A 24,417-nucleotide genomic window follows, 5' to 3' on the forward strand; every position below is an offset into this window, starting at 1 on the left:
ATAAGAAAGCTGAGAGATAAGAGAAAAATATTATGTCCGAAGAGCTGCTGATTAATATTAGTCCAATGGAGTCGCGTGTCGCCGTGCTAGACAACGGTATTTTGGGCGAGATTTATATTGAGCGTCATCATAAATTGGGGTTGGTGGGCAATATTTATTTGGGTACAGTGGTGCGGGTCCTGCCAGGTATGCAGGCCGCTTTCGTTGATATCGGTCAATCACGCACAGCGTTTTTACACGTCAACGATATGCAGCGCGAGCCGCGTCCGGCAGTAGGTAAGACAAACGCAATAGCCAAAGATAGTCATGCCCAAGCTGGTGCTACTGTCGATGGTATGGCCAATGAGCGCGCGATTAGCGATGATGGCGTGATTGGTGCGACGGATGATCTAGCAGTGACGCCGCCTGTGGTCGAGGTACAGAGTACAGAGGTCGTACCAGCCGCCAAGACCTTGATTCAGCACCGTTTGCATGAGGGCCAACGTATCCTTGTGCAAGTGACCAAAGATCAGCTCGGCAGTAAAGGCGCGCGCTTGACCACCAATATCTCGCTGCCTTCACGTTATTTGGTTTATCTACCATCGAGCGACCATATCGGCATCTCACAGCGTATCGATGGCGCTGATGAGCGCATGCGTCTAAAAACCGAGCTGACCTGTCTGATGCAGACAGTCAGTCTCAAGGGCGGCCTGATTGCACGTACGGCCGCTGAGCGTGTGCCAGTCGCAAAACTAGAAGAAGACATCTACTATCTGTTGCAGTTATGGCGGACGATCTGCGCACGCCGTCAAGAGGTCAATCATCATCAAAGCTCAGAGCTTATCTATCAAGAATTATCCTTACCGTTACGCTCGATACGCGACTTGGTACATAGTGATACCGAAAAAGTCGTCATCGATAATAAGCAGGTGTATGAGCAAGTCAGATACTTTGCCAAAGAGTTTGTCCCCTTTATCTATGATCGCATCGTTCACTACACGGCAGAGCAATCACTGTTTGATGTGCACCGAGTCGAAGATGATCTGAGAGATGCGCTCAAACGCCGTGTCGATCTCAAATCTGGTGGCTATTTGATTATCGATCAAACCGAAGCCATGACGACCATTGATGTCAATACCGGCTCTTTTGTCGGTGGTAGATCCTTAGAGGATACGGTCTATAAGACCAATCTTGAAGCTACCCATGCCATCGCTCGCCAACTACGACTGCGCAATCTGGGCGGTATTATTATCCTCGACTTTATCGATATGCTCGAGCAGCAGCACAAAGATGATGTATTGACCAGTCTGCAAGAGCAGTTGGCGCAAGATTATGCTAAGACCAAAATCACCCAAGTCAGTGAGCTGGGCTTGGTTGAAATGACGCGCAAACGTACCCGTGAGTCGCTGGGGCAGCAGCTCTGTGAGCCGTGCTCTACCTGCCAAGGTCGCGGCTTTGTTAAGACCGCTGAGACCGTCTGCTTTGAGATTTTCCGCGAAATCATGCGCTGCGCTCGCACTTATAACTCTCCAAAAAAGTTTACCGTGGTGGCTCATGCCGCTGTGATCGATTTACTGCTCACCTCAGAATCAGATACCGTCGCTGATTTGGAGTATTTGTTAGGTCGGGTTATCACCTTCGATGTCGAAAACCTCTACACTCAAGAGCAGTATGATATCGTTTTAGACTAGCGAGTGAGTTGAATACACACCCTAGAATAACAGCCATTGTTGAGAGGTTTTATTGATGTTTTATCAGGGTGTAAAAGAGACTTCAATAAAAATATTATCGATAAAAACGCTTGTTTATAAAGGGTAAAATCTCAAGCGCCCATTGATATTACTCTTGCAATGACCAAAATTCTATGTATAATACACACCACTGAATTATATATGCGCAGCCAATAAAACAGCTGGCGCTATGACAGCTAGAGCATCGTTTCTAGCACTATTTCATTATGCCTTTGCTGACATCCATAAAAGTGGAAGGGTCGGCGGGGCTTTAAATTATTTTGCTTTTAGCACGCTGCTGGTTCTCTCGAAGAACAGATTCTGCAAAGAATGGGAAGCCGCTTGAAGTAAATCTTTAACCAAACGGCTTTTGATCATAGTCTTGCAGCGCAAGAATGACAAAGGCACATATTAGGAGCTTGCTGGCATGGCTAACCAGAGAATCCGTATCCGTCTCAAGTCATTTGATCATCGTCTGATTGATCAGTCGGCCCAAGAGATTGTCGATACTGCAAAGCGCACCGGTGCGCAAGTTTGTGGTCCTGTACCGTTGCCGACTCGCATTGAGCGTTTCAACGTTCTAACCTCACCACACGTCAACAAAGACGCACGTGACCAGTACGAAATTCGTACCCACAAGCGTATGGTTGATATTGTTCAGCCTACTGACAAAACTGTGGATGCGCTAATGAAGCTTGATTTAGCGGCGGGTGTTGACGTTCAAATTGCTTTGGGTTAATGCAAAACACACCCAACCCATTAATATAAGATATAAAGAGGTCTAAAATGGCGATCGGTTTAGTCGGTAAAAAATGCGGCATGACCCGTGTCTTCACTGAAGCAGGCGTATCTATCCCTGTCACAGTGGTTGAGGTCGATGCAAACCGCATTACTCAAGTAAAAAATACTGATGTAGATGGTTATCAAGCCATCCAAATCACCACAGGTACCCGTCGTGACAGCCGCGTAACGGCCGCACAAAAAGGTCACTTCGCGAAAGCTGGCGTTAAAGCCGGCCGTGGTGTTTGGGAATTTCGTGTCAATGATAGCGAACTTGAAGGTCGTGAGATTGGCGGTGAGATCCTAGCTGACTTGTTCGAGCAAGGTCAGATGGTTGATGTCACAGGACAAAGTAAAGGTAAAGGCTTTCAAGGCGGCGTAAAGCGTCACAACTTTAGCATGCAAGATGCGACCCACGGTAACTCAGTATCTCACCGTGCCCTTGGTTCAACTGGTCAGAACCAGTCACCAGGTAAAGTCTTCAAAGGCAAAAAGATGCCAGGTCAAATGGGTAACAAGCGCGTTACCGTTCAGGGCCTAGAAGTGATATCAGTGGATGCCGAAAAAGGGTTACTTGTCATCAAGGGTGCTATCCCAGGTGCCAACGGTGGCGATGTCATCGTACGTCCGTCAGTCAAAGCCTAAGCAAGGGGATTAACGTGGATTTAAAAACAGTTACAGGTGCGGCGGTTGAGCTTTCTGATACGGCTTTTGGTCGTGAATTCAACGAAGCATTAGTGCATCAGGTCGTCACCGCATATCTTGCAGGTAGCCGTCAAGGTACACGTGCGCAAAAAACCCGTGCCGAAGTTTCTGGCGGTGGCATCAAGCCATGGCGCCAAAAAGGTACTGGTCGCGCTCGTGCAGGCTCTATTCGTAGCCCAATCTGGCGTTCAGGTGGTCGTGCATTTGCTGCAAAACCACAAGATTGGTCACAGAAAGTAAACCGTAAAATGTATCGCGGTGCGATGCAGTGTATCCTAGCCGAATTGATTCGCCAAGAGCGTTTGATTTTGGTAGAAGAGCTAAGCGTTTCTGAGCCAAAGACCAAAGAGCTGGTTGCAAAGTTGAATGAGCTTAATGCACCTCGTGCACTCATCGTCACCAAAGAAGTTGACGAAAATTTATACTTAGCCGCTCGCAACATTCCACACGTCAATGTACTTGGTACAAACGAAGTGGATCCAGTGAGTTTGATCGCATTTGATAAAGTGATCATGTCAGTTGAAGCTGCGAAACAATTTGAGGAAGCACTAGCATGAACAACGCAAGACTTTATCAGGTCTTAAGAGGGCCTGTATTCTCAGAAAAATCTCAAATGCTTGGCGACTCACTTGGTGTGCAGGTATTTAAAGTTGACTCTAACGCTACTAAGCTAGAAGTCAAAAAAGCAGTTGAGATGATGTTCGAAGGTGTTGAAGTTACTAAAGTGAACACTTTGAATGTTAAAGGTAAGACAAAGCGTTTTGGTAAGAGTATCGGCCGTCGTAACGACTATAAAAAAGCCTATGTTACCTTAAAAGCTGGTCAAGATGTACAAATGGCTGATGCTGGTGAAGAAGTTGCAAACGCGACTGATTCTACTAGTGAAACAGCGAACAACGAATAAGGATTACACTCATGCCTATCGTAAAAGCAAAGCCAACATCACCAGGCCGTCGTTTTGTTGAAAAAGTGGTGCATCCACACCTTTACAAAGGTCGTCCTTATGCAGCGCTTGTCGAATCAAAAAGTAAGTCAGGTGGTCGTAACAATAACGGTCGTATAACCACTCGTCACGTTGGTGGTGGTCATAAGCATCATTATCGTGTTATCGATTTCAAACGTACTAAAGACAATATCCCAGCGACGGTCGAGCGTATCGAATACGATCCTAACCGTACTGCTCATATTGCATTACTTAAGTACGCTGATGGCGAACGTCGTTATATTATTGCACCAAAGAAACTAGCTGCTGGCGATACTGTACAGTCAGGCGAAACTTCTCCAATCCGCCCAGGTAACTGCTTACCGCTAAAAAACATCCCATTGGGTACTGTGATTCACAATATCGAGCTTAAAATCGGTAAAGGTGCACAGATTGCTCGCTCTGCGGGTGCTAGCGTTCAGCTACTAGGCCGTGATGGTATCTACGCAATTCTACGTCTACGTTCAGGCGAGACTCGCCGTGTACACGTGAACTGCCGTGCGGTTATCGGTGAAGTATCTAATACTGAAAATAACTTGAAATCACTTGGTAAAGCCGGTGCTTCACGTTGGCGCGGTGTTCGTCCTTCAGTTCGTGGTGTTGCTATGAACCCGGTTGATCACCCACATGGTGGTGGTGAAGGTCGTAACAAAGGTCGCCATCCTACTAGCCCTTGGGGTCAGAAGTCTAAAGGACTTAAAACGCGTCACAATAAGCGTACTGACAGTATGATCATCCGTCGCCGTCGCGCCAAGAAGAAATAAAGGAAGAATTTCATGCCTCGTTCATTGAAAAAAGGTCCATTCATAGACGCGCATTTGTTTGCCAAAGTTGAGAATGCTATTGACACCAACTCTCGCAAGCCAATTAAGACTTGGTCGCGCCGCTCGATGATTCTGCCACAAATGGTTGGCCTAACTTTATCTGTTCACAACGGCCGTACTCACGTACCGGTTATCGTAAGCGAGCAGATGGTTGGTCATAAACTAGGTGAATTTGCCCCGACTCGTACATATCGTGGTCATGGCATTGACAAAAAAGCTAAGAGATAAGGTGCTTACCATGGAAGTAACTGCAAAATTACGCGGTGCCGCCATATCGGCACAAAAAGTTAGACTCGTTGCTGACGAAGTTCGTGGCAAATCGATTGAGCGTGCTTTGGATATCCTAACGTATAGCAACAAAAAAGGCGCTGTGTTTGTTAAGAAATGCCTTAACTCAGCCATCGCCAATGCCGAACACAACAACGGCTTAGATATCGATACTTTAAAAGTATCAACCATCTACGTTGATGAAGGCATCACGCTAAAACGTATCCTACCACGTGCTAAAGGTCGCGCTGATCGTATCAGTAAGCGTACTTGTCACATCACTATAAAGGTAGGAGAATAAGTTATGGGTCAAAAAGTACATCCAATCGGAATTCGTCTTGGTGTTGTAAAAAAGCATAACGCAAACTGGTATGCTAACCCTAAACAATACTCAGAATACCTCATCAACGATATTCAAGTTCGTGAGTATCTGCGCAAAAAGCTAGACAACGCGATGATCAGCAACATTATGATCGAGCGTCCTACTGGCGCAGCTAAGATCACCATCGCTACTGCGCGGCCTGGTATCGTGATCGGTAAAAAAGGCGAAGATATCGAAAGACTTCAAAAAGAATTGACCAAAATCATGGGCGTACCTGCTCAGGTCAACATTGAAGAAATCACATCGCCTGATCTAGATGCACGTTTGGTAGCAGAGGGTATCGGTAGCCAGCTTGAGCGCCGTGTTATGTTCCGTCGTGCCATGAAGCGCGCCGTACAAAACAGCATGCGCTCTGGTGCTAAAGGTATTAAAGTTGAGCTGTCTGGCCGTCTTGGCGGTGCTGAGATTGCTCGTACTGAATGGTACCGTGAAGGTCGTGTGCCATTGCATACACTCCGTGCTGATATTGACTATGCGTCAATTCGCGCCGAGACAACTTACGGCACCATCGGTGTTAAAGTTTGGATTTTCCGCGGAGAGATCCTTGACGGTATGAACAGTGTTTACAATCCCGTCAACGAAGAGAAGCCTCGTGCGCCAAAACGCCGTGGTCGTGGAAACCGTCGAAACTCAGACAGAGGTTAAACTATGTTACAGCCAAAACGTACCAAGTTTCGTAAAATGCACAAAGGTCGTAACACAGGTCTTGCTCATCGTGGAAGCACCGTTGCATTCGGACAAATTGGTCTAAAATCACTGACGCGTGGTCGTATGACAGCTCGTCAAATTGAAGCAGCACGTCGTACCATCACTCGTAAAATCAAGCGTGGCGGTAAAATTTGGATTCGTGTATTCCCAGACAAACCAATTACCAATAAGCCTCTAGAAGTACGTATGGGTAAAGGTAAAGGTCCTGTCGAGTATTGGGTATGCGAAATCAAACCTGGTAAAGTGCTATATGAAATCGAAGGGGTCTCAGAAGAGCTTGCTCGCGATGCATTAACGCTTGCTGCGGCAAAACTGCCCTTTAAAACTACCATTGTTAAGCGGACGATAATGTAATGAAGATCAGTGAATTACGTGATAAATCATTAGAAGAACTGACCCAGTTACTTGATGAAAAGCAACTTGATGCTTTCCGTATTCGTATGGCTAAAGCAACTGGTCAGTTGGGTAATACCCATGAAGTACGTGCCAATCGTCGTACGATTGCTCAGCTTCAGACTTTGATTAACGAGAAACAACGAGGCGACTCATGAGCGATAACAATCAAACAGCTACCAATGCTAGCGTATTGACAGGACGAGTTGTCAGCGACAAGATGGACAAATCCATCACAGTTTTGATTGAGCGTCTGGTTCGTCATCCTTTGTATGGCAAACAGCTTCGTCGTTCTACAAAAATCAAAGCTCATGATGAGAATAATGTTTGCCAACAAGGCGACCTTGTCCGCATCAAAGAAACGCGTCCAATCTCAAAAACTAAGTCTTGGACTTTAGTTGATGTGGTTGAAAAAGTAGAAAAAATCTAAGTAAATTGCATTAAAAGCCAGAAGCTGTTAAAATAGCCGCCTTTTTAAGGATGCTGATTGCGCCCGTCGCATATCACTCACATTAAGAGTAAGTCGCGGTTATTTATAAAAAATGCCGTCTACTCATACTGTGCTAGCGGCAGCAACTGGTTTTTATTGCTCATACGTGTGGAGTAACGCTATGATTCAGGTTGAGTCAATGCTGGAAGTTGCAGACAATAGCGGTGCAAGGCGAGTTCAGTGCATTAAAGTACTGGGTGGTTCTCATCGTCGTTATGCATCAGTTGGCGACATTATTAAAGTAACGGTTAAAGAAGCCATTCCGCGTGGTCGTGTCAAAAAAGGCGACGTGATGAATGCAGTAGTTGTACGTACCAAAAAAGGCGTTCGTCGTCCTGATGGTTCTGTCCTGCGTTTTGATGACAATGCTGCGGTATTGTTGAACCAAAATAAAGCACCGATTGCAACTCGTATTTTTGGACCGGTAACTCGTGAACTACGTGGTGATCAGTTTATGAAAATTGTATCACTAGCACCAGAAGTATTGTGAGGTAATCCATGTCAAAATTACGTAAAGGCGATACAGTTATCGTTATTGCTGGGAAAGATAAAGGCAAGCAAGGTACTGTACAAGCTGTAAAAAATGATCGTATTAAAGTTGAAGGCATTAACATCGTCACCAAGCACCAAAAGCCAAATCAGGCGACTGGTACTGAAGGTGGTATCGTTAAGCAAGAAGCTTTTTTGCATATTTCAAATGTCGCAATCTTAAATGCGCAAACCCAAAAAGCAGATCGTATTACTTATCAGTTTGACGAAGACGGCAACAAACAACGCGTCTATCGTTCAAACGGTGAAGTAGTGGCGACTGCGTAAGACACTAAGGGTGTAATGGTAATGGCAAGATTAAAATCTTTATATAACGATAAATTAAAACAGCAAATCAAAGAAGAGCTTGGTTTGGCGAACGTGATGCAGGTGCCTAAAATCACCAAGATCACACTAAATATGGGTGTAGGCGGCGCGTCTCAAGACAAAAAATTGCTTGAAGGTGCTGTGTCTGACATGACCGCAATCGCTGGTCAAAAACCTGTTATCACCAAAGCGCGCAAATCAGTTGCTGGTTTTAAGATTCGTGAAGAATGGCCAATTGGCTGTAAAGTAACGCTACGCGGTGAGCAAATGTACGAATTTTTAGATCGTCTCATTGCCATTGCAATTCCTCGTATTCGTGATTTCCGCGGTTTTTCGCCTAAAGCCTTTGACGGACGTGGCAACTACTCATTGGGTATCAAAGAACAAATCGTATTCCCAGAAGTAGATTTTGACAAGATCGATCGCATCCGCGGTATGGATGTGACCATCACCACGTCAGCAGGTACTGATGAAGAAGGTCGTGCGTTGCTTAAAGCATTCGGCTTCCCATTTAAATAAGGTAAAGACGTTATGGCAAAGAAGAGCATGATTAACCGCGAATTAAAACGCGAAAAAATGGTTGCTAAATATGCTGAAAAGCGTATCAAGCTAAAACAAACTATCAGTGATATCAACGCATCAGACGAAGAGCGTATGGACGCGATGTTAGAGCTACAAGCACTACCACGCAACGCCTCACCAGTACGTCTACGCAATCGTTGTGCTATCACCGGTCGTCCTCACGGTTACTTCCGCAAGTTTGGCTTATCACGCAATATGCTGCGTGAGCGTGTCATGCAAGGCGATGTGCCTGGTGTTCGTAAAGCAAGCTGGTAAGGAGTAACTACATGAGTATGCAAGATACCGTTGGGGATATGCTAACCCGTATTCGTAACGCACAAATGGCCAATAAAGTGTCGGTAGCAATGCCGAGCTCTAAACTACGTAAATCAATCGCTGATTTATTAGTTGCTGAAGGTTATGTGGCGAGCGCAGTTGTGACAGAAGAAGAAAACAACAAAGCGACACTAACTATTGAGTTAAAATATTTCGAAGGCCGCCCTGTCATCGAAACGATCCAACGTTATAGCCGTCCTGGCCTACGCCAGTTCCGCGGCAAAGACACTATCCCTACTGTTAAGCAAGGTATGGGTGTTGCTATCGTATCAACCAGTCAAGGCATCATGAGCGATCGTGCTGCACGCGCTGCTGGTATCGGTGGTGAAATCGTAGCATTTGTTGCCTAATTAGCATTTGTTGCTTAGGTAATCGGACGATAAAGTCTACTTGAACCCATCAAGCTTGTCGTGATTTATAGTGGTATATGACAAGCTTAGAAAGCTAAACATCAGATTTTAATAAAATTGTATGGTGTTTAACGGGGACAATTATGCTAAACTAGCAGGCTTTTTAGCCTGTTAGTTTTTTCGCTAATAAAAGCAAGTTAATTTTTTAAGGAATATTCCTATGTCTCGTGTGGCTAAAGCCCCAGTGACGCTGCCAAACGGCGTAAGCGTTACTTTGAACGATCGGCAGGTCGAAGTTAAAGGCAAGAACGGCACTATGTCTTTACGCCTGCATGAATTGGTCGAGCTGAAACAGGAAGATGATGCTATCATTTTCTCACCTGCAGTCGATTCACAAGAAGCTATGATGCACACAGGCACCATGCGCGCACTGTTAAACAACTATGTGACAGGCGTGAGCGAAGGCTTTGAAAAACGTCTTCAGCTAATTGGTGTTGGTTATCGCGCACAAGTTACTGGCAACAAAGTAACCCTAAACGTTGGTTATTCACATCCAGTAGAGTATACGCTACCTGAAGGTGTGTCAGCTGAAACTCCAACGCAAACTGAAATCGTTTTAAAGTCAAACGACAAGCAGCAGCTTGGTCAAGCAGCGGCTAATATCCGTGGTTTCCGCCCACCTGAGCCTTATAAAGGTAAAGGTATTCGTTATAGTGACGAGCGCATTATTCGCAAAGAAGCTAAGAAAAAATAAGGTGAGTTGAAATGTTTGATAAAAAAGCAGCTCGTCTACGTCGAGCAAAGAAAACCCGTGCGCATATCCGTCATCTAGGCGTTCATCGCTTAACGGTTAATCGTACACCAAGACATATTTATGCCCAGATTATCTCTCCAAACGGTGGTGAAGTGATTGCTCAGGCATCTACCTTAGACAGCAGCTTACGCTCTGGCTCAACTGGTAATGTTGATGCAGCAACGTCTGTAGGCCAAATGATCGCAGAACGCGCAAAAGCAGCTGGCATTACGAAAGTTGCCTTTGACCGTAGTGGTTTTAAATATCATGGTCGAGTAAAAGCTTTGGCTGAAGCTGCTCGCGAAAACGGATTGGAGTTTTAATCATGGCTAGAAATGATAAAAATGATAAAAATGAACAGACTGACGGTCTAGTAGAACGCTTAGTTACCGTTGATCGTGTTGCAAAAGTAGTTAAAGGTGGTCGTATTTTCTCATTCACCGCCTTGACGGTAGTGGGTGATGGTAATGGCCGTGTTGGTTTTGGCCGTGGTAAAGCACGTGAAGTGCCAGCTGCTATCCAAAAAGCACTAGAAGCTGCTAAGCGCAACATGATTACTGTTGAGCTAAATGATGCAACTTTGTATCATCCGATCAAAGCACGTCATGGTGCTAGTAAAGTCTTTATGCAGCCTGCATCTGAAGGTACTGGCGTAATCGCCGGTGGCGCAATGCGTGCGGTATTAGAAGTTGCTGGTGTCAAAGATGTTTTGACTAAATGTTATGGTTCTACCAACACTGCTAACGTTGTGCGTGCAACGTTTAACGGTTTACGTGATATGTCAACTCCAGAAAAGATGGCAGCAAAGCGTGGTAAATCTGTAGACGAAATCTTGGGTTAACTTAGACTAGGTGAGTTACGATGAAAAAAATGAAAGTCACTCAATTTAAATCGGGTGCCCATCGCCTAAAGAGCCACAAAGCGAGCTTGAAAGGATTGGGTTTACGCCGTATTGGTCATAGTGTGGTCGTTGAAGATACTCCTTCAACCCGTGGTATGGTTAATCGCGTCAACTACATGGTAAAAGTGGAGGAAGCGTAATGGGTCTTAGATTAAATGAATTATCACCAGGTGTTGGCGCAAAGAAAACTGCCCAACGTCGTGGTCGTGGTATCGGTTCAGGTCTTGGTAAGACTGGTGGCCGCGGTGTAAAAGGCCAAAAGTCTCGTTCAGGTTCTAGCATTCGCTCAGGATTTGAAGGTGGTCAAATGCCTTTATATCGTCGTCTACCAAAATTCGGTTTTACCAGTAAAATGGCAATGACAACTGCAGAAGTTCGTCTGTCTGAGCTGAACAAAATTGAAGGTGATGTGGTTAGCATTGAAACACTAAAAGCAGCCAACCTTATCCGTCACGATATGAAACGTGCTCGCGTTATGCTATCAGGCGAAGTTACTAAAGCTTATACCTTCAAAGGTATCAAAGTGACTAAAGGCGCCAAGCTTGCAATCGAAGCTGCTGGTGGTAGCGTCGAGGAGTAGTAACGTGTCAAAACAATCAATGACCTCAAGTGGTATACCGCTCAATCCATTTGCCTTCATACGCAAGTATGATGAGCTATGGACGCGTTTATTATTCTTAATCGGCGCATTGATTGTTTATCGTTTAGGGTCGCATATTCCAGTACCGGGTATCAATCCGGTCAACTTGGCTGATCTGTTTTCGCGCAACGAAAACACCATTTTGAGCATGTTCAATATGTTTTCAGGTGGTGCGCTAGAGCGTATGTCGATCATGGCACTTGGCATTATGCCATATATTTCGGCATCGATTATTGTACAGATGATGTCTGCAGTATTACCATCGCTTGAAGCCCTCAAAAAGGAAGGTGAAGCAGGACGACGCAAGCTAAACAAGTATACCCGTCAAGGAACGCTTGCTTTGGCTCTAGTACAGTCATTAGGAATGTGTGCTGGCTTAATCAGCCAAAATCTTACTTTATCTACCGGCCTGACCTTTTATATTCCAGCGGTTACTTCGCTGGTAGCAGGTGCTATGTTCTTGATGTGGCTTGGTGAGCAGATTACAGAGCGCGGTGTCGGTAACGGTATCTCAATGCTGATTTTTGCCAGTATTGTAGCCGGTACGCCAGGTATGATTTCGCAGTCTATCGAGCAGGTCAATCAAGGTCAGATGAATTTGATTGTACTGTTTATTTTTGTGTTACTAGGCATCGCGGTGACCGCTGGTATCGTTTATATTGAACGTGCCCAGCGCCGTGTCCCTGTCAATTATGCACAGAAACAGCAGCAAGGGCGCAAGATTTATGCTCAGCAGCAGTCACATCTGCCGCTGAAATTAAACATGGCAGGGGTTATTCCCGCCATTTTTGCCAGCTCTTTATTGTTGTTTCCAGCCAGTTTAGGGCAGTGGGTCGGTCAATCAACAGATCCTACTTTTACACAAAAAATATTACAAAATATGGCATTGGTACTGTCGCCAGGACAACCGCTATATTTAGTACTGTTTGGCGCAATGATTATTTTCTTCTGTTATTTTTATACAGCATTGGTCTTTAGCCCGCGTGAAGTAGCAGAAAACCTTAAACGTAGTGGTGCGTATATCCCAGGTATTCGCCCCGGACAACAAACTCAGCGTTACCTCGATCATGTATTAAACCGACTGACCTTTATTGGCGCGATGTATATGACGGTTATTTGTTTAATGCCAATGGTCGTCCAGTCATCGTTTGGTGTACCTTTCCAGCTTGGTGGTACGTCTTTGCTGATTATGGTGGTTGTGGTAATGGACTTCATCTCGCAAATTCAAGCGCATTTGATGACCCATCAATATCATGATCAGACGTTAATTCAATCGCCCACTCAACCTTAAATGAGCGGTACGATATCTCAAAGGAGCATGCTATGAAAGTTCAAGCATCAGTTAAAAAGATTTGTGGTAGCTGTAAAGTTGTGCGCCGTAAAGGCCGTGTACATATTATCTGTACAGCAGAACCTCGCCACAAGCAACGTCAAGGTTAATATCTAGTAGCAACAAACCCTCGGTTTTGTTACTATATCAATTAATACTTGAAAAATAACGGCGGATGCGATATCATCCGCCACTTGCCGTAGTTTATGCAAAACTTTTATAATACTGTCGATGAATAGGCTTGTTGATGAGTCAAAGCAGCGATAGTCATTATAAAAGCTTTCGTATTGACAGCAACAAATCTGAAAAATACAGCCTTATTGATAAATAACGCTTATTTTTCTTTAATGGAGAGAAATCAATGGCTCGTATTGCCGGCGTAAACATTCCGGATAATAAGCATGCTGTTATTTCACTAACTTACATCTTTGGTATCGGTCGTACCACTGCTCAGAAAATTTTAGACGCAGTTGGCATCGCTCCTACTACTAAAGTCAGTCAGTTAGATGATACACAGTTAGATGCTATCCGTGCACAAGTTGCAGAATACATGACTGAAGGTGATCTTCGTCGTGAAGTGTCTATGAATATCAAGCGTTTGGTTGATCTAGGCTGTTACCGTGGCATCCGCCATCGCCGTAACCTACCTGTTCGTGGTCAAAACACCAAAAACAACGCTCGTACTCGCAAGGGTCCGACACGCCCTCTCAAAAGATAATTAACTTAGGAAGCTAAAAGATGGCTAAAGACACTCGTAGTCGCAAAAAAGTGACTCGTCGTTCAGTATCGGAGGGCGTTGCCCATATCCATGCGTCTTTTAATAACACCATTGTTACGATTACCGATCGTCAAGGTAATGCACTGGCTTGGGCCACTTCAGGTGGACAAGGCTTCCGTGGTTCACGTAAATCTACACCATTTGCAGCTCAGGTTGCAGCTGAAGTTGCTGGTAAAGCCGCTCAAGAATATGGTGTTAAGAATATCGATGTTTTGGTCAAAGGACCAGGACCGGGTCGTGAGTCTGCGGTAAGAGCACTAGGTGCATTGGGTTATAAAGTAAACAGCATTTCTGATGTAACCCCAATCCCACACAATGGTTGCCGTGCGCCGAAAAAGCGCCGCGTCTAATATTAAAGACGAAGCTTTTTATCATAAGAGCTTATAGGAGACATAACAATGGCCCGTTATATTGGACCAAAACTCAAATTATCACGTCGTGAAGGCACAGACTTAGGCCTTAAGTCTGGTGTTAAGCCATATGACGTAAAAACAAAGAAAGCTGCTCGTCCACCTGGTCAACATGGTGTGAGCCGTAACAAAAGCTCAGAGTACTCTTTGCAGTTACGTGAAAAACAAAAAGTTAAGCGTATCTACGGTGTACTAGAGCGTCAGTTTGCGAACTACTATAAAGAAGCGGCGCGTAAGCGTGGTGCTACTGGTGAGAACCTACTAGCCATGCTTGAGAGCCGTTTAGACAACGTAGTATATCGCATGGGCTTTGGCTCAACTCGCGCCGAAGCACGTCAGCTAGTCAGCCACCGCGCTGTTATGGTAAAAAAAGCTGGCCGTGATGAGTTTGTTCGTGTGAACATTCCATCAATTCAGTTGCAAGATGGTGATGTCATCGCTATCCACGAGAAGTCTCGCGAACAGCTACGTATCAAAAACGCTATCGAACTAGCGACTCAGCGTGGCATTCCAGAATGGCTAGATGTTGATCACAGCAAACTACATGGCAAGTTTAAACAAGCGCCTGATCGTATTGATCTACCTGCTGATATCAACGAAAGCTTGATCGTTGAGCTATACTCTAAGTAAATGACGTACCGCTCAATGTCATAATCATGGCGCTGAGCAATGAACGTTAATTAAACCAGTTTAATAAATCGAGGTGACATCATGATGCTAAATGCAACTGAGTTTCTAACGCCGAACGCCATTAATGTGGATACGGTGAATGAAACGATTGCGAAAGTCACGCTCGAACCGTTAGAACGCGGCTTTGGGCATACCCTCGGGAATGCTCTGCGTCGCATCTTGTTATCTTCATTACCTGGTGCTGCAGTCATTGAAGCTGAGATTGATGGTGTTGACCATGAGTACTCAACGCTTGAAGGACTACAAGAAGACGTACTTGACTTGCTTTTGAACCTAAAAGGCTTGGCGATTACCCTTCATGACCAAAATGAAGTATTTTTGACCTTGGATAAACAAGGTCCAGGCACTATTACTGCTGCAGACATCACGCTACCGCATAATGTCGATATCATCAATCCAGATTTGGTGTTGGGTACATTGAGTGACCGTGGTCATCTTAAGATGCGTTTGCGCGTAGTAATGGGTCGTGGATATGAGCCAGCAAACCAGCGCCGTGAAGATGGTGACACCAAAGCAATCGGACGTTTAAAGCTTGATGCAAGCTTTAGTCCTGTGCTACGTGTTGCTTATCAGGTTGAGAACGCTCGCGTAGAGCAGCGTACTGATCTTGATCGTCTTATCGTTGAGCTTGAAACTAATGGCACTATAGATCCAGAAGAAGCAATTCGTAAAGCAGCCACTATTTTACAACAACAGATTTCTATCTTTGTTGACCTAGAAGCTGAAGAAGCGCCTGAGCCTGTGAAAGAAAAAGAAGAGGTCGATCCGGTGCTATTACGCCCTGTGGACGATCTTGAACTAACGGTTCGCTCAGCCAACTGCTTGAAAGCTGAAAACATTTACTATATCGGTGATTTGGTACAGCGTTCAGAGACTGAACTACTAAAAACCCCAAATCTTGGTAAGAAATCATTGACCGAAATCAAAGACGTACTAGCGTCTAAAGATTTAGAGCTCGGTATGCGCCTAGACAACTGGCCGCCAGCTGACCTTCGTGTCGATGATCGCTTTTCTTATCGTAGCCGTTAAACTTTAAGGATTTTTGACTATGCGCCATCGTAAGAGTGGAGTCAAGCTGGGTCGTACCGGCAGTCATCGTAAGGCAATGTTTCAGAACATGACCAACTCATTGTTTGAGCATGAACTGATCAAAACTACTTTGCCAAAAGCTAAAGAATTGCGCCGCGTTGCTGAGCCATTGATCACTTTGGCTAAAGAAGACAGCGTTGCTAATCGCCGTTTGGCATTTAGCCGTATGCGTAGTAAAGCTATGGTCGGTAAGCTATTTGGCACGTTAGGTCCTCGTTACCAAACGCGTCCAGGTGGCTATTTACGTATCGTAAAATGTGGTCATCGTGACGGTGACAACGCGCCAATGGCTTATGTAGAATTGGTTGATCGCGACTAATTTTGTATTGACGATATAATTTATAAAAAAGGCTCCAATTGAATTGGAGCCTTTTTTTTTGTGTTTCGAGTTTGTCGCTGATTACAATAATAATGAATCAACATCGGCTGCACCTTGTCTGATGATTTCAGGCATCCCACCAGTCATATCTACAATGGTCGTCAGCTTGGTGGTCTTGATACCGGCATTGATCAAACCATCAATTTGATTGCTTAATAACTCCTCGATTTCAAAGGGATCATCAAGAATGTCATCACGCTCAGGCAGTATCAATGAGCTGGTCAAAATTGGTTCATCCATGGCTTCTAATAATGCTTGAGCGATAGGATTGCTTGGTACTCGGATACCAATGGTTTTTTTCTTAGGGTGCGCCAGTTTTTTGGGGACATCTTTTGTCGCATTTAGGATAAAAGTAATTGGGGCTGGGGTATGCGCTTTTAGTTGTTTATACTGAGCATTGTCTACGGTCGCATAGGTGGCAATCTCGCTTAAATCGCGACAAAGTAAAGTAAATTGGTGTTTGTCATCCAGTGCGCGGATTTGCTTAAGTTTGTCTAAGGCCTCTTTTGCGCCCAAACGGCACCCAAAAGCGTAGCTGGTATCGGTAGGGTAGATGATTAGTTGATCTTTGCGCAGTAGCTCGGCTGCTTGAGCGATCAGACGAGGTTGCGGATTGTCGGGATGAATATAAAAAACTTGCATAATCGTTCCTTATTTTATAATTATAACAGTATCGATGATCGGTACTACATCGCCTTATTGTGAGTCATACTACGGGTCAATGACTGCTGACGCGGGGTGTGATATGGAGTGATAGAGACAAGCACAGAGTAACCCTTATGCCTATTAATACTTGTCTCAAACCCATACCTTATAAAGGCGCTTTACTTGTTTAGTATAACGCAAGGCAAATATAAGTTTAGTGGCAGGGCGTTACGATGCGTAGAAAATCGTTAACGGTTTATGATGATATCAAAAGCGCCTGCTTTATTTTAGCCGCGCTTATGGTGACTTTATAGACGATGCTGCGTGAGATAAATACCAGCAGCACAGAGCACATATACTATGTGTCCGTTTTATTTAAGATGAATTATAAATTAATTGCACACGCACAAAAAAGTATGCAATAAGATTTTAGCATCGCGTGGTAGAGTATGAGGGCGGGCAATATAGTCCTCAGTTTGCTGATATACGTCGAGTGCAAAGGTGCTACCGCTGGTATCGAAGTCCGCAAACAAGTTGTCTTGTGACACTCGAAACACACGCCCGCATGCTAAGGTGAATAAACACTCTAGGGCTTGCGGTTTGATCTCTACGCGCTCAAACGCTTGCTGCTGCGCTTCACTACGGCCATCTGGGGCATACCAATAACCAAAGTCTGCCAACTGCCGACGAGCCTTACCAGCGATGCACCAATGGCTCAGCTCGTGCAGGGCGCTGGCAAAGAACCCATGCGCGAACTCAATTCTCGCTGGTAGAGTGTCTGTGGCAGGAAAGTATTCTGGCTCACCCTGACCACGAACCAATACAACCTTTTGATGCGCAAACACTGTATTAAACAAGTCAATCAGCCAATCAGTCACCGCTTGTTCACTATCTGCTACTGAAGGCTGCTGGCCACTGTCTACCTTTGTAGTAGATATTTTTTGCCAGCCCTCTTGCCAGATTGATAGGTGCGCGTTTGTCATGGTTGATGATGGCGCATTATCTGGGCGGCTAGAGGATATTAAGCGGCTCAGACGCTGACGTAATATCGGCGCATGAATACGGGGCTGGAGGGTAGAAAAATCCATTGAATGGGTAAAACAAGTCATAGATCGGATACAGAGCAAATAGAGAATAAAGACAAAAGACCTTGTGAGCGAAGGCCAAGCGGCAGAGTGAAGCGGTAATGCGGTAAATATAGCCGGTATCAAAAACCGGTATCAAAAAATAGTAACATACTAGCGCTGGCACCCCTCGGTGCTTTCCGTTAGTATGGCAGGCAATATTATACACCGTTTTGATGAATGAGGCCGCGCATGTCAAACACTTTAGAAAATAAGCCGTCAGCAAATAACACTGACCATAAAAAAGCGTCCGTATCAAGCGTTATGCCTGAAAATATCTCGTTAGATAAATGGGCCGACAGTGGGTTTGAGTGGGCAGGAGAGGTGGAGCCACGCAGTTTTGAGCGTTTGGCTGCCATATTGACTACAGAGCATGAGCAACAAATAATACAGCTAAATACTCAATTATACCGTCATAATAATGTGCTGCATCTCGCCTTTACCTTGCCGGGCGATGTCTGGCTCACCTGTCAGCGCTGTTTGCAGCCAATTGCCATTGATTTGTCTGATGATTATGACATCGCGTTGTTGGATGATGACAGCCAAATAAGCTTGGTCGATGAAGAGCAAGATTATTTATTACTTGATGAAATCATTCCTGAGCAATCACCAGAAAACTTGCTGCCATTAAAAAAGCTGGTAGAAGATGAGATATTGCTCAAAACACCCATGGCCCCTAAGCACGATGATTGTGAAATGAGTGTTGAGCAGTTTGGTGAGATTCCAGAGGAAGAAGAAAACGAAAATCCTTTTGCAGCATTGGCATCGCTCAAAGGCAAACTATAACCGCGGTGGCAGATGAGCCTATGGCAGATTATGATGCCTTTTATCCGCTTTCTATCAAAGAGTGAAAGGCAGGGCTTTATTAATCCATCAAACATGCGTATAATGTCCGGTTTATTGCATTCTAGCAACAAGTTGCTTGCTGATAGAGGCTGACTGGGCAAATTTTCTATCGATTTTAGACGTAGTCAGCACTTTATGTAGGTGGCAATCTATTTAACCAATGATGCTTAAGACTTAGGTTGTTGTGATTATATAGCCTCTGTCAGTATCGACTAAAGCTGAATTTTAAGCTTATCCCTTTAAGTATAGGAGCTATATCATGGCTGTTCAAAAAAGTCGTAAAAGCCGTTCTCGTCGTGACATGCGCCGTTCACACCATCGTATGGAAGTGGCTGAGCTAAGCGTAGATGCTACCACTGGTGAAAAACATCGTCGTCATCACATGACCAAAGATGGTTTCTACCGTGGCCGTCAGTTATTTAAGGTCAGTCAAGACGCTTAAGTCGTTGGTTCTATAATGGTCAATACAAAATAATGATAGTACAGGTGACTATCATTATTTTTGTGTTGCTGTTATGAAGCAATTCGCTTTAAGCCAAAAAAAGCCAAGTTATTTCGCTATCATAAATTATGTGGCTGGATAACTTGGCTTTTTGCTATCGTTTTTTTAGACTTTTTGTCTAAAAAGCGTATGATGTTACTCTCTTTTGTAGACAAGCACCGATGCAGCTACCATCCATTAAGTTAGGGTCTTGCTCAGCTTTGCTGCACCACCTACTATGATAATAGCGTGTGTCAGTGTATAGTTTACGAATGTTCCGTTTTTTAGACCAAACGTCAAATCAACGGCTTTATACAGTATTTAAGAATATAATAACCCCCATTGATTTAGGGATATTTCCAATTAAATAAGGAATATTGGTTATGGCCTCTGTACCTGATATGGTAAAAAAGCAGCCGATTCGTATGGCGGTGATTTTTCCTGGACAAGGATCGCAAGTAGTCGGGATGACTAGCGAGCTTGCTGACATCTACCCAGAGATTCGTGAAACCTTTACCGAAGCCAGCGACGCGCTTGGCGAGGACTTATGGGCAATCTGTCAAGACGAAGAAAAGCTCAATCAAACCCAATATACGCAGCCTGCTCTACTGACAGCAAGTATGGCAATTTGGCGTATCTTACAACAAAAAATCACCACGGCGCCTTGCTACCTAGCAGGTCACTCGTTAGGTGAGTACAGCGCCCTTTGCGCCGCTGAAGTGATCTCACTTGCCGATGCCGTCACCTTGGTGCATAAACGCGGCCAGTTGATGCAAGAGGCTGTGGTCGGTGTAGATACCGCTATGGCAGCTGTGTTGGGGTTAGAGGATCACCGAGTCGAAAACCTCTGTGAGCAAGCGACCGAGCATGTCGATGATGCCATCGTGGGCGCTGCTAACTTTAACAGTCCAGGGCAAGTGGTCATTTCGGGCAACGCAGCTGGCGTGAATGCCGTTATCGATAAAGTACAAAATACGGGCAAAAAATCCATACCTTTGAAGGTCAGTGTACCGTCTCACTGCGCATTGATGGCGCCTGCAAGCGACGCCCTAGCCGAGATATTGGCAGGTATCAAGTTTGATCAAGCCACCATTCCTGTGATTCAAAATCGCCATGCGCGCGTTGAAACCAGTGCCGCTGGCATCAAACAAGCACTGACTGAGCAACTAAGCCAACCGGTCTTGTGGTCACAGACCATGCAAGAGCTGGCTGATAAACAAATCAATGTATTAATCGAATGCGGCAGTGGCAACGTGCTCAGCAACTTGGCCAAGCGCCAAGCACAGCCGATTACCAGCTATCCTACAGATAAGCCTGCCCGTCTAGATAAGTTAATGGAGGTGTTATCATGAGCCGCACAATTACCCTAGTCACTGGTGCCAGTCGCGGTATCGGTAAAGCCGTTGCCAAGCGGTTTGCAAAAGAAGGACACTTTGTGATTGGCACGGCGACCACTGAAAAGGGCGCTGAGCTGATTGATGAGTATCTACACGATAGCGGTGGTATCGGCCGCGTATTAGATGTCCGTGATACCGCGCAAATCGAAAAGTTATTTGAAGAGATTGAAAGCGTCTACGGTGCCGTACAAGTATTGGTCAACAATGCAGGTATCACCCAAGATGGGTTGCTAATGCGTATGAAAGACGAGGATTGGGAAAACGTCGTCGATACCAACTTAACCTCAGTTTATCGTATGAGCAAACGTGCGGTACGCGGCATGATGAAAGCACGCCGTGGACGCATCATCAATATCACCTCTGTGGTGGCGCAGATGGGTAATGCAGGTCAGTCCAACTATGCTGCTACCAAAGCGGGCGTCGAAGGCTTTAGTCGGACGCTGGCGCGCGAGATTGGCTCAAGACAGGTGACCATCAACTGCGTCGCACCAGGTCTGATCGAAACGGACATGACGGACGAATTGGACGAACGCTTGCTAAACTCGATGCTAGACGCTGTCCCTATCAGCCGTTTGGGTCAGCCAGAAGATATCGCTGCTGCTGTACACTTCCTAGCCAGCGATGAGGCCAGCTATATAACTGGCGCGGTCATTCCAGTCAATGGCGGGATGTATATGTAAAGTGACGCACAAGTGTTACATAGAAATAATAAAAAACTGTGTGAACGAGTGTAAACTATAATAAAGGGTGTTATAATGACGGACACTTTTATGTCAAAGCACTGTATCATGACAGGACTTTAGTAGACATTAGACAGACTGTATCAGGTGTCATAGAGTACTCAGACGGCGATGTCGCTGATCTGGCAAATCCCATTTTATATACCCTGCTATAGAGTGTAGACTGCACGCTATAGCAGTTTATTAAAAATAATAGATGATAAAGGAGCAATCTACATGAGCAACGATACCGAGCTAAGAGTTAAATCAGCTGTGGCTGAGCAATTGGGTATGAACGTTGAAGACATCAACAACGACGCCTCATTCATGGAAGATCTAGGTGCAGATTCACTAGATTTGGTTGAATTGGTAATGTCATTTGAAAGTGATTTTGGTATCACTATCCCTGACGAAGACTCTGCAGAGTTGACGACGGTTCAAAAAGCAATCGATTACGTACAAGCCCAGCTATAATGCTGTAGTCATCTGATTGGCTCAGCCAGTCTAAAAAGCCGCTTGCCCTATGGGTTGGCGGTTTTTTTGTGCTTGTCGCATTTCATATATGGACTTCAATGGTACATTTGAGTGTTTAACAATCTCAAAGTATTAACATATACTTTATGAAATTAACATTACTCAACATACTCTTACTATTTAAATGAAGCGTTTTTGTTATACTCAAAATGTCTACATGATGCAGACATCGTTGTATATGGCTTGATGCTGTGTATGAATTAATTGCATATGAAGTCATCGTATTAACGCTTATATACGAGGAAGATGACTGACATCACTGATAGTGAGACATTATCTACAACAATAACGATGCATAACAAATAACAATAGTTCAAGGAGTAGTTAGATGGGTATTTTTAGTTTTGCAAAAGACATCGGCGAAAAAATCTTTAACCGTGATGATGCCAAACATGACGCCAAATCAGAGACCAAAGCAGATGCCAACACCCCAGTACAGAGCACTGAGCCTTCTGCCCAGTCAGTAGCCAATATTTTGCTTCGCCGTATTCAGCAGCAAAATCTGAATATCAGCAATCTAAAGATCAAATACAATGGTACGACAGATACTGCAGAAATCAGCGGTAATGCCAAGACACAAGCAGACCGCGAAAAAGCCATTATCGCCATCGGTAACGTGCAAAATGTAGCAAAAGTCATCGATAATATTGATATCGAAGAAGATGCTCCAGAATCAACCATGTATACGGTAAAATCTGGCGATAGCTTATCGAAGATTGCCAAAGAGGTGTATGGCTCATCTGGGGATTATATGAAGATTTTTGAGGCCAATAAGCCCATGTTATCTGACCCAGATAAAATCTACCCAGGTCAAGTCTTACGTATTCCAAAACCTTAACGTGATAGCTTAATACAATAGGCAGATAAGCCTGAGATTATTGTATTAAAAAAATTGCTCATTGGCAAAAAAGCATCTCTTATATAAAAAAAGCGTCTCTTATATAAGAGGCGCTTTTTCTTGGGTGAGAGGTTGTCGACATGACTGGTCAAAGCTATTCGACTAATCAGCGACTCGCCATAAGAAGTGACTAACCATAAGCAGCTGTGATGAGACAGGATATTAAGCATCAGTATCGCTGAGCTTTTGTTGTTGTTCAGCGATTGCCCAATGAATATGCTCGTCTAGCATGGTGTTATGGGTCTGCAGCTTAGCCTGCAACTGGGTAATGACCTCTTGACTGCCGTTGGCATTGCCAAGTGCAATCGCGATATTGCGTAAAAAATTAACGTAGCCTGTGCGTCTAAGCGGGCTGCCTTGAGTTTTTTGCATAAAATCCGCTTCTTGCCATTGCCATAGCTCAAGCAAACTGCTGTTGTCAAGACTGTGCCGCGGTGCAAAGTCTTCGACAGTTGTGATATTGGCATAACGGTTCCACGGACAGATGAGCTGGCAATCATCACAGCCAAAGACGCGATTGCCAATGGCGCGGCGATATTTTTCATCGATGATACCATCATGTTCGATGGTCAAATAAGAGATACAAGCAGAGGCGTTTAGTTCATAAGGCGCGACAATGGCCTGAGTGGGGCAGACATCGATACAAGCGCTACAACTGCCGCAATGTGACTTGACAGGAGCGTCGTCTGGTAGCTCGAGACTGATGAACAGCTCTCCTAGTACAAAAAAAGAGCCTGCTTGTTTGTTGAGCAGCAAAGTATGTTTGCCTGTCCATCCAAGACCAGCGGCATCTGCGATTGGCCGCTCAAAGATGGGGGCTGAGTCACTAAATGGCCGAAAAACAAACTCTTGCGCCGAGCCGATATCCAGGTGTTGCCACTCAGGAAGCATGGCTTCGATTTGTAATGCCAATTGCTTTAGACGACTGCGCATGGTTTTATGATAGTCGCGCCCTCGTGCATAACGCGCTATGATGCCTTGATTTGGAAAATCGTTATCAGCGACCGTCCGCGGCGTAGGCGTCTGCGTCAAATAATCCATGCGCACACTGATGATGGTTTTGGCACCTTCTACCAGTTGATCGGGGTGAGCGCGCAAATGGTGATTGTTGTGCATAAATTGCAGCTGTCCTTCATAGCCTTTTGCCAGCCATTGCTGTAGCTGCGTCATCTGCTGAGCAAATAACGGATGATGCACGGAGAGAAAACCACAGTCCCCAAACCCCAACGCCTGTGCTTGAGACTTAATCCACCGCTTGACATCCTCAGCACTTGTGAATGGTGAGTCACTTTTGACGTCGATTTTTTTGTTGGGTACCTGTGACAGGTGAGCAGGCGTCGCAGCCGCTGTCTGGCCGTTAGAGGTGTCAGGTAAGTCGGATTTTGAGAGAGTAGACATAAAGAATAATAAAAATCAAAGAA

The 24,417-nt window shown here is 44.9% G+C and carries 37 protein-coding genes and 1 pseudogene; 35 read left to right on the forward strand and 3 right to left on the reverse strand.

Annotation, left to right across the window (positions count from 1 at the left end; translation table 11 throughout):
* The first annotated feature begins 32 nt into the window (after nt 1-32).
* From ACNFVB_RS03925 to rplQ, 29 genes and pseudogenes are all read left to right on the forward strand, one after another.
* Nucleotides 33-1,670 carry an Rne/Rng family ribonuclease gene (locus ACNFVB_RS03925; RefSeq protein WP_430738171.1) on the forward strand — a complete coding sequence of 546 codons (1,638 nt, stop codon included), beginning with the start codon at nt 33-35 and terminating at the stop codon, nt 1,668-1,670.
* A 466-nt stretch (nt 1,671-2,136) separates the two neighbouring features.
* The gene (rpsJ, locus tag ACNFVB_RS03930; protein ID WP_010196670.1) at nt 2,137-2,448 is read left to right on the forward strand and encodes a 30S ribosomal protein S10; all 312 of its coding nucleotides are present in this window, start codon (nt 2,137-2,139) and stop codon (nt 2,446-2,448) included.
* Between the two features lie 47 nt (nt 2,449-2,495).
* A complete protein-coding gene (rplC, locus tag ACNFVB_RS03935) occupies nt 2,496-3,134 on the forward strand; it encodes a 50S ribosomal protein L3 (RefSeq protein WP_430738172.1) in 639 nt (212 codons plus the stop codon).
* Nucleotides 3,135-3,148: 14 nt separating this feature from the next.
* Nucleotides 3,149-3,751 (forward strand): 50S ribosomal protein L4, encoded by a 603-nt coding sequence (rplD, locus tag ACNFVB_RS03940; RefSeq protein ID WP_201584858.1) that lies wholly within the window; start codon nt 3,149-3,151, stop codon nt 3,749-3,751.
* Nucleotides 3,748-4,098 (forward strand): 50S ribosomal protein L23, encoded by a 351-nt coding sequence (rplW, locus tag ACNFVB_RS03945; protein ID WP_075102271.1) that lies wholly within the window; start codon nt 3,748-3,750, stop codon nt 4,096-4,098. The genes rplD and rplW overlap by 4 nt, the downstream gene beginning before the upstream one ends.
* An 11-nt stretch (nt 4,099-4,109) precedes the next feature.
* Nucleotides 4,110-4,940, forward strand: a complete 831-nt coding sequence (gene rplB, locus ACNFVB_RS03950) for a 50S ribosomal protein L2 (RefSeq protein ID WP_100749084.1) — start codon at nt 4,110-4,112, stop codon at nt 4,938-4,940.
* A 12-nt stretch (nt 4,941-4,952) separates the two neighbouring features.
* Nucleotides 4,953-5,228, forward strand: a complete 276-nt coding sequence (gene rpsS / locus ACNFVB_RS03955) for a 30S ribosomal protein S19 (protein ID WP_058368265.1) — start codon at nt 4,953-4,955, stop codon at nt 5,226-5,228.
* A gap of 10 nt (nt 5,229-5,238) precedes the next feature.
* Complete coding sequence (rplV, locus tag ACNFVB_RS03960; RefSeq protein WP_045446615.1) at nt 5,239-5,568, forward strand: 50S ribosomal protein L22; 330 nt, start codon at nt 5,239-5,241, stop codon at nt 5,566-5,568.
* A 3-nt stretch (nt 5,569-5,571) separates the two neighbouring features.
* Nucleotides 5,572-6,400: pseudogene (gene rpsC, locus ACNFVB_RS03965) on the forward strand (30S ribosomal protein S3).
* Complete coding sequence (rplP, locus tag ACNFVB_RS03970; protein ID WP_025644399.1) at nt 6,298-6,711, forward strand: 50S ribosomal protein L16; 414 nt, start codon at nt 6,298-6,300, stop codon at nt 6,709-6,711. Before rpsC ends, rplP begins: the two are co-directional and overlap by 103 nt.
* Nucleotides 6,711-6,908: a 50S ribosomal protein L29 gene (gene rpmC, locus ACNFVB_RS03975; protein ID WP_025644397.1), complete on the forward strand. Its 198-nt coding sequence runs from the start codon at nt 6,711-6,713 to the stop codon at nt 6,906-6,908. Before rplP ends, rpmC begins: the two co-directional genes overlap by 1 nt.
* Nucleotides 6,905-7,180, forward strand: a complete 276-nt coding sequence (gene rpsQ / locus ACNFVB_RS03980; RefSeq protein ID WP_021813375.1) for a 30S ribosomal protein S17 — start codon at nt 6,905-6,907, stop codon at nt 7,178-7,180. The genes rpmC and rpsQ overlap by 4 nt, the downstream gene beginning before the upstream one ends.
* Nucleotides 7,181-7,361: 181 nt before the next feature.
* A complete protein-coding gene (rplN, locus tag ACNFVB_RS03985) occupies nt 7,362-7,730 on the forward strand; it encodes a 50S ribosomal protein L14 (RefSeq protein ID WP_010196702.1) in 369 nt (122 codons plus the stop codon).
* Between the two features lie 8 nt (nt 7,731-7,738).
* Nucleotides 7,739-8,056 (forward strand): 50S ribosomal protein L24, encoded by a 318-nt coding sequence (rplX, locus tag ACNFVB_RS03990; RefSeq protein WP_075102275.1) that lies wholly within the window; start codon nt 7,739-7,741, stop codon nt 8,054-8,056.
* A 21-nt stretch (nt 8,057-8,077) separates the two neighbouring features.
* Complete coding sequence (gene rplE, locus ACNFVB_RS03995) at nt 8,078-8,614, forward strand: 50S ribosomal protein L5 (protein ID WP_075102276.1); 537 nt, start codon at nt 8,078-8,080, stop codon at nt 8,612-8,614.
* 12 nt (nt 8,615-8,626) lie between these two features.
* On the forward strand, nt 8,627-8,932 hold the full coding sequence (gene rpsN / locus ACNFVB_RS04000) for a 30S ribosomal protein S14 (RefSeq protein WP_075102277.1): 306 nt from the start codon (nt 8,627-8,629) through the stop codon (nt 8,930-8,932).
* 11 nt (nt 8,933-8,943) lie between these two features.
* Nucleotides 8,944-9,342 (forward strand): 30S ribosomal protein S8, encoded by a 399-nt coding sequence (gene rpsH, locus ACNFVB_RS04005; RefSeq protein WP_274632151.1) that lies wholly within the window; start codon nt 8,944-8,946, stop codon nt 9,340-9,342.
* A 220-nt stretch (nt 9,343-9,562) separates the two neighbouring features.
* The gene (gene rplF, locus ACNFVB_RS04010) at nt 9,563-10,096 is read left to right on the forward strand and encodes a 50S ribosomal protein L6 (RefSeq protein ID WP_201584864.1); all 534 of its coding nucleotides are present in this window, start codon (nt 9,563-9,565) and stop codon (nt 10,094-10,096) included.
* An 11-nt stretch (nt 10,097-10,107) separates the two neighbouring features.
* Complete coding sequence (rplR, locus tag ACNFVB_RS04015) at nt 10,108-10,458, forward strand: 50S ribosomal protein L18 (RefSeq protein WP_075102280.1); 351 nt, start codon at nt 10,108-10,110, stop codon at nt 10,456-10,458.
* Between the two features lie 2 nt (nt 10,459-10,460).
* Entirely contained in the window at nt 10,461-10,976 is a 516-nt protein-coding gene (gene rpsE / locus ACNFVB_RS04020) for a 30S ribosomal protein S5 (protein ID WP_075102281.1), read from the forward strand.
* A 20-nt stretch (nt 10,977-10,996) separates the two neighbouring features.
* Entirely contained in the window at nt 10,997-11,176 is a 180-nt protein-coding gene (rpmD, locus tag ACNFVB_RS04025) for a 50S ribosomal protein L30 (RefSeq protein ID WP_071003155.1), read from the forward strand.
* Complete coding sequence (gene rplO, locus ACNFVB_RS04030) at nt 11,176-11,616, forward strand: 50S ribosomal protein L15 (RefSeq protein ID WP_430738173.1); 441 nt, start codon at nt 11,176-11,178, stop codon at nt 11,614-11,616. Before rpmD ends, rplO begins: the two co-directional genes overlap by 1 nt.
* Before the next feature lie 19 nt (nt 11,617-11,635).
* The gene (secY, locus tag ACNFVB_RS04035) at nt 11,636-12,967 is read left to right on the forward strand and encodes a preprotein translocase subunit SecY (RefSeq protein WP_178377954.1); all 1,332 of its coding nucleotides are present in this window, start codon (nt 11,636-11,638) and stop codon (nt 12,965-12,967) included.
* A gap of 32 nt (nt 12,968-12,999) precedes the next feature.
* Nucleotides 13,000-13,116 (forward strand): 50S ribosomal protein L36, encoded by a 117-nt coding sequence (rpmJ, locus tag ACNFVB_RS04040; protein WP_010196721.1) that lies wholly within the window; start codon nt 13,000-13,002, stop codon nt 13,114-13,116.
* A 251-nt stretch (nt 13,117-13,367) separates the two neighbouring features.
* Nucleotides 13,368-13,724, forward strand: a complete 357-nt coding sequence (gene rpsM, locus ACNFVB_RS04045; RefSeq protein WP_198336876.1) for a 30S ribosomal protein S13 — start codon at nt 13,368-13,370, stop codon at nt 13,722-13,724.
* Nucleotides 13,725-13,744: 20 nt separating this feature from the next.
* Nucleotides 13,745-14,134 carry a 30S ribosomal protein S11 gene (rpsK, locus tag ACNFVB_RS04050; RefSeq protein WP_058368279.1) on the forward strand — a complete coding sequence of 130 codons (390 nt, stop codon included), beginning with the start codon at nt 13,745-13,747 and terminating at the stop codon, nt 14,132-14,134.
* A gap of 48 nt (nt 14,135-14,182) precedes the next feature.
* Nucleotides 14,183-14,824 (forward strand): 30S ribosomal protein S4, encoded by a 642-nt coding sequence (rpsD, locus tag ACNFVB_RS04055; RefSeq protein WP_430738174.1) that lies wholly within the window; start codon nt 14,183-14,185, stop codon nt 14,822-14,824.
* Nucleotides 14,825-14,905: 81 nt separating this feature from the next.
* The gene (locus ACNFVB_RS04060) at nt 14,906-15,913 is read left to right on the forward strand and encodes a DNA-directed RNA polymerase subunit alpha (protein ID WP_075102286.1); all 1,008 of its coding nucleotides are present in this window, start codon (nt 14,906-14,908) and stop codon (nt 15,911-15,913) included.
* Between the two features lie 19 nt (nt 15,914-15,932).
* The gene (gene rplQ, locus ACNFVB_RS04065; protein ID WP_075102287.1) at nt 15,933-16,292 is read left to right on the forward strand and encodes a 50S ribosomal protein L17; all 360 of its coding nucleotides are present in this window, start codon (nt 15,933-15,935) and stop codon (nt 16,290-16,292) included.
* Nucleotides 16,293-16,373: 81 nt separating this feature from the next.
* On the opposite strand, the gene ACNFVB_RS04070 is transcribed toward rplQ, so the two are convergent.
* Together ACNFVB_RS04070 and ACNFVB_RS04075 are read right to left on the reverse strand one after the other, a co-directional pair.
* The gene (locus tag ACNFVB_RS04070; RefSeq protein ID WP_192994626.1) at nt 16,374-16,994 is read right to left on the reverse strand and encodes an L-threonylcarbamoyladenylate synthase; all 621 of its coding nucleotides are present in this window, start codon (nt 16,992-16,994) and stop codon (nt 16,374-16,376) included.
* A 395-nt stretch (nt 16,995-17,389) separates the two neighbouring features.
* On the reverse strand, nt 17,390-18,106 hold the full coding sequence (locus ACNFVB_RS04075) for an elongation factor P hydroxylase (RefSeq protein ID WP_430738175.1): 717 nt from the start codon (nt 18,104-18,106) through the stop codon (nt 17,390-17,392).
* Nucleotides 18,107-18,313: 207 nt separating this feature from the next.
* Between ACNFVB_RS04075 and ACNFVB_RS04080 the strand changes: the two genes are divergently transcribed.
* From ACNFVB_RS04080 to lysM, 6 genes are all read left to right on the forward strand, one after another.
* Nucleotides 18,314-18,907, forward strand: a complete 594-nt coding sequence (locus tag ACNFVB_RS04080) for a YceD family protein (protein ID WP_430738176.1) — start codon at nt 18,314-18,316, stop codon at nt 18,905-18,907.
* A 319-nt stretch (nt 18,908-19,226) separates the two neighbouring features.
* Nucleotides 19,227-19,409: a 50S ribosomal protein L32 gene (gene rpmF / locus ACNFVB_RS04085; protein WP_010196743.1), complete on the forward strand. Its 183-nt coding sequence runs from the start codon at nt 19,227-19,229 to the stop codon at nt 19,407-19,409.
* A 422-nt stretch (nt 19,410-19,831) separates the two neighbouring features.
* Nucleotides 19,832-20,800: an ACP S-malonyltransferase gene (gene fabD, locus ACNFVB_RS04090; RefSeq protein ID WP_198336806.1), complete on the forward strand. Its 969-nt coding sequence runs from the start codon at nt 19,832-19,834 to the stop codon at nt 20,798-20,800.
* Nucleotides 20,797-21,525, forward strand: coding sequence for a 3-oxoacyl-ACP reductase FabG (gene fabG / locus ACNFVB_RS04095; RefSeq protein WP_201584869.1), 729 nt, complete (start codon nt 20,797-20,799; stop codon nt 21,523-21,525). Before fabD ends, fabG begins: the two co-directional genes overlap by 4 nt.
* A gap of 276 nt (nt 21,526-21,801) precedes the next feature.
* Nucleotides 21,802-22,038, forward strand: a complete 237-nt coding sequence (acpP, locus tag ACNFVB_RS04100; RefSeq protein ID WP_068034635.1) for an acyl carrier protein — start codon at nt 21,802-21,804, stop codon at nt 22,036-22,038.
* Between the two features lie 388 nt (nt 22,039-22,426).
* A complete protein-coding gene (gene lysM / locus ACNFVB_RS04105; RefSeq protein ID WP_105244917.1) occupies nt 22,427-22,936 on the forward strand; it encodes a peptidoglycan-binding protein LysM in 510 nt (169 codons plus the stop codon).
* Nucleotides 22,937-23,158: 222 nt separating this feature from the next.
* Here lysM and queG read toward each other — a convergent pair whose 3' ends face one another.
* Entirely contained in the window at nt 23,159-24,394 is a 1,236-nt protein-coding gene (gene queG, locus ACNFVB_RS04110; protein ID WP_430738177.1) for a tRNA epoxyqueuosine(34) reductase QueG, read from the reverse strand.
* Between the last annotated feature and the right edge of the window lie 23 nt (nt 24,395-24,417).

It is taken from the genome of Psychrobacter sp. VH5 (genome assembly GCF_050572635.1).
GTDB classification, from domain to species: domain Bacteria; phylum Pseudomonadota; class Gammaproteobacteria; order Pseudomonadales; family Moraxellaceae; genus Psychrobacter; species Psychrobacter celer.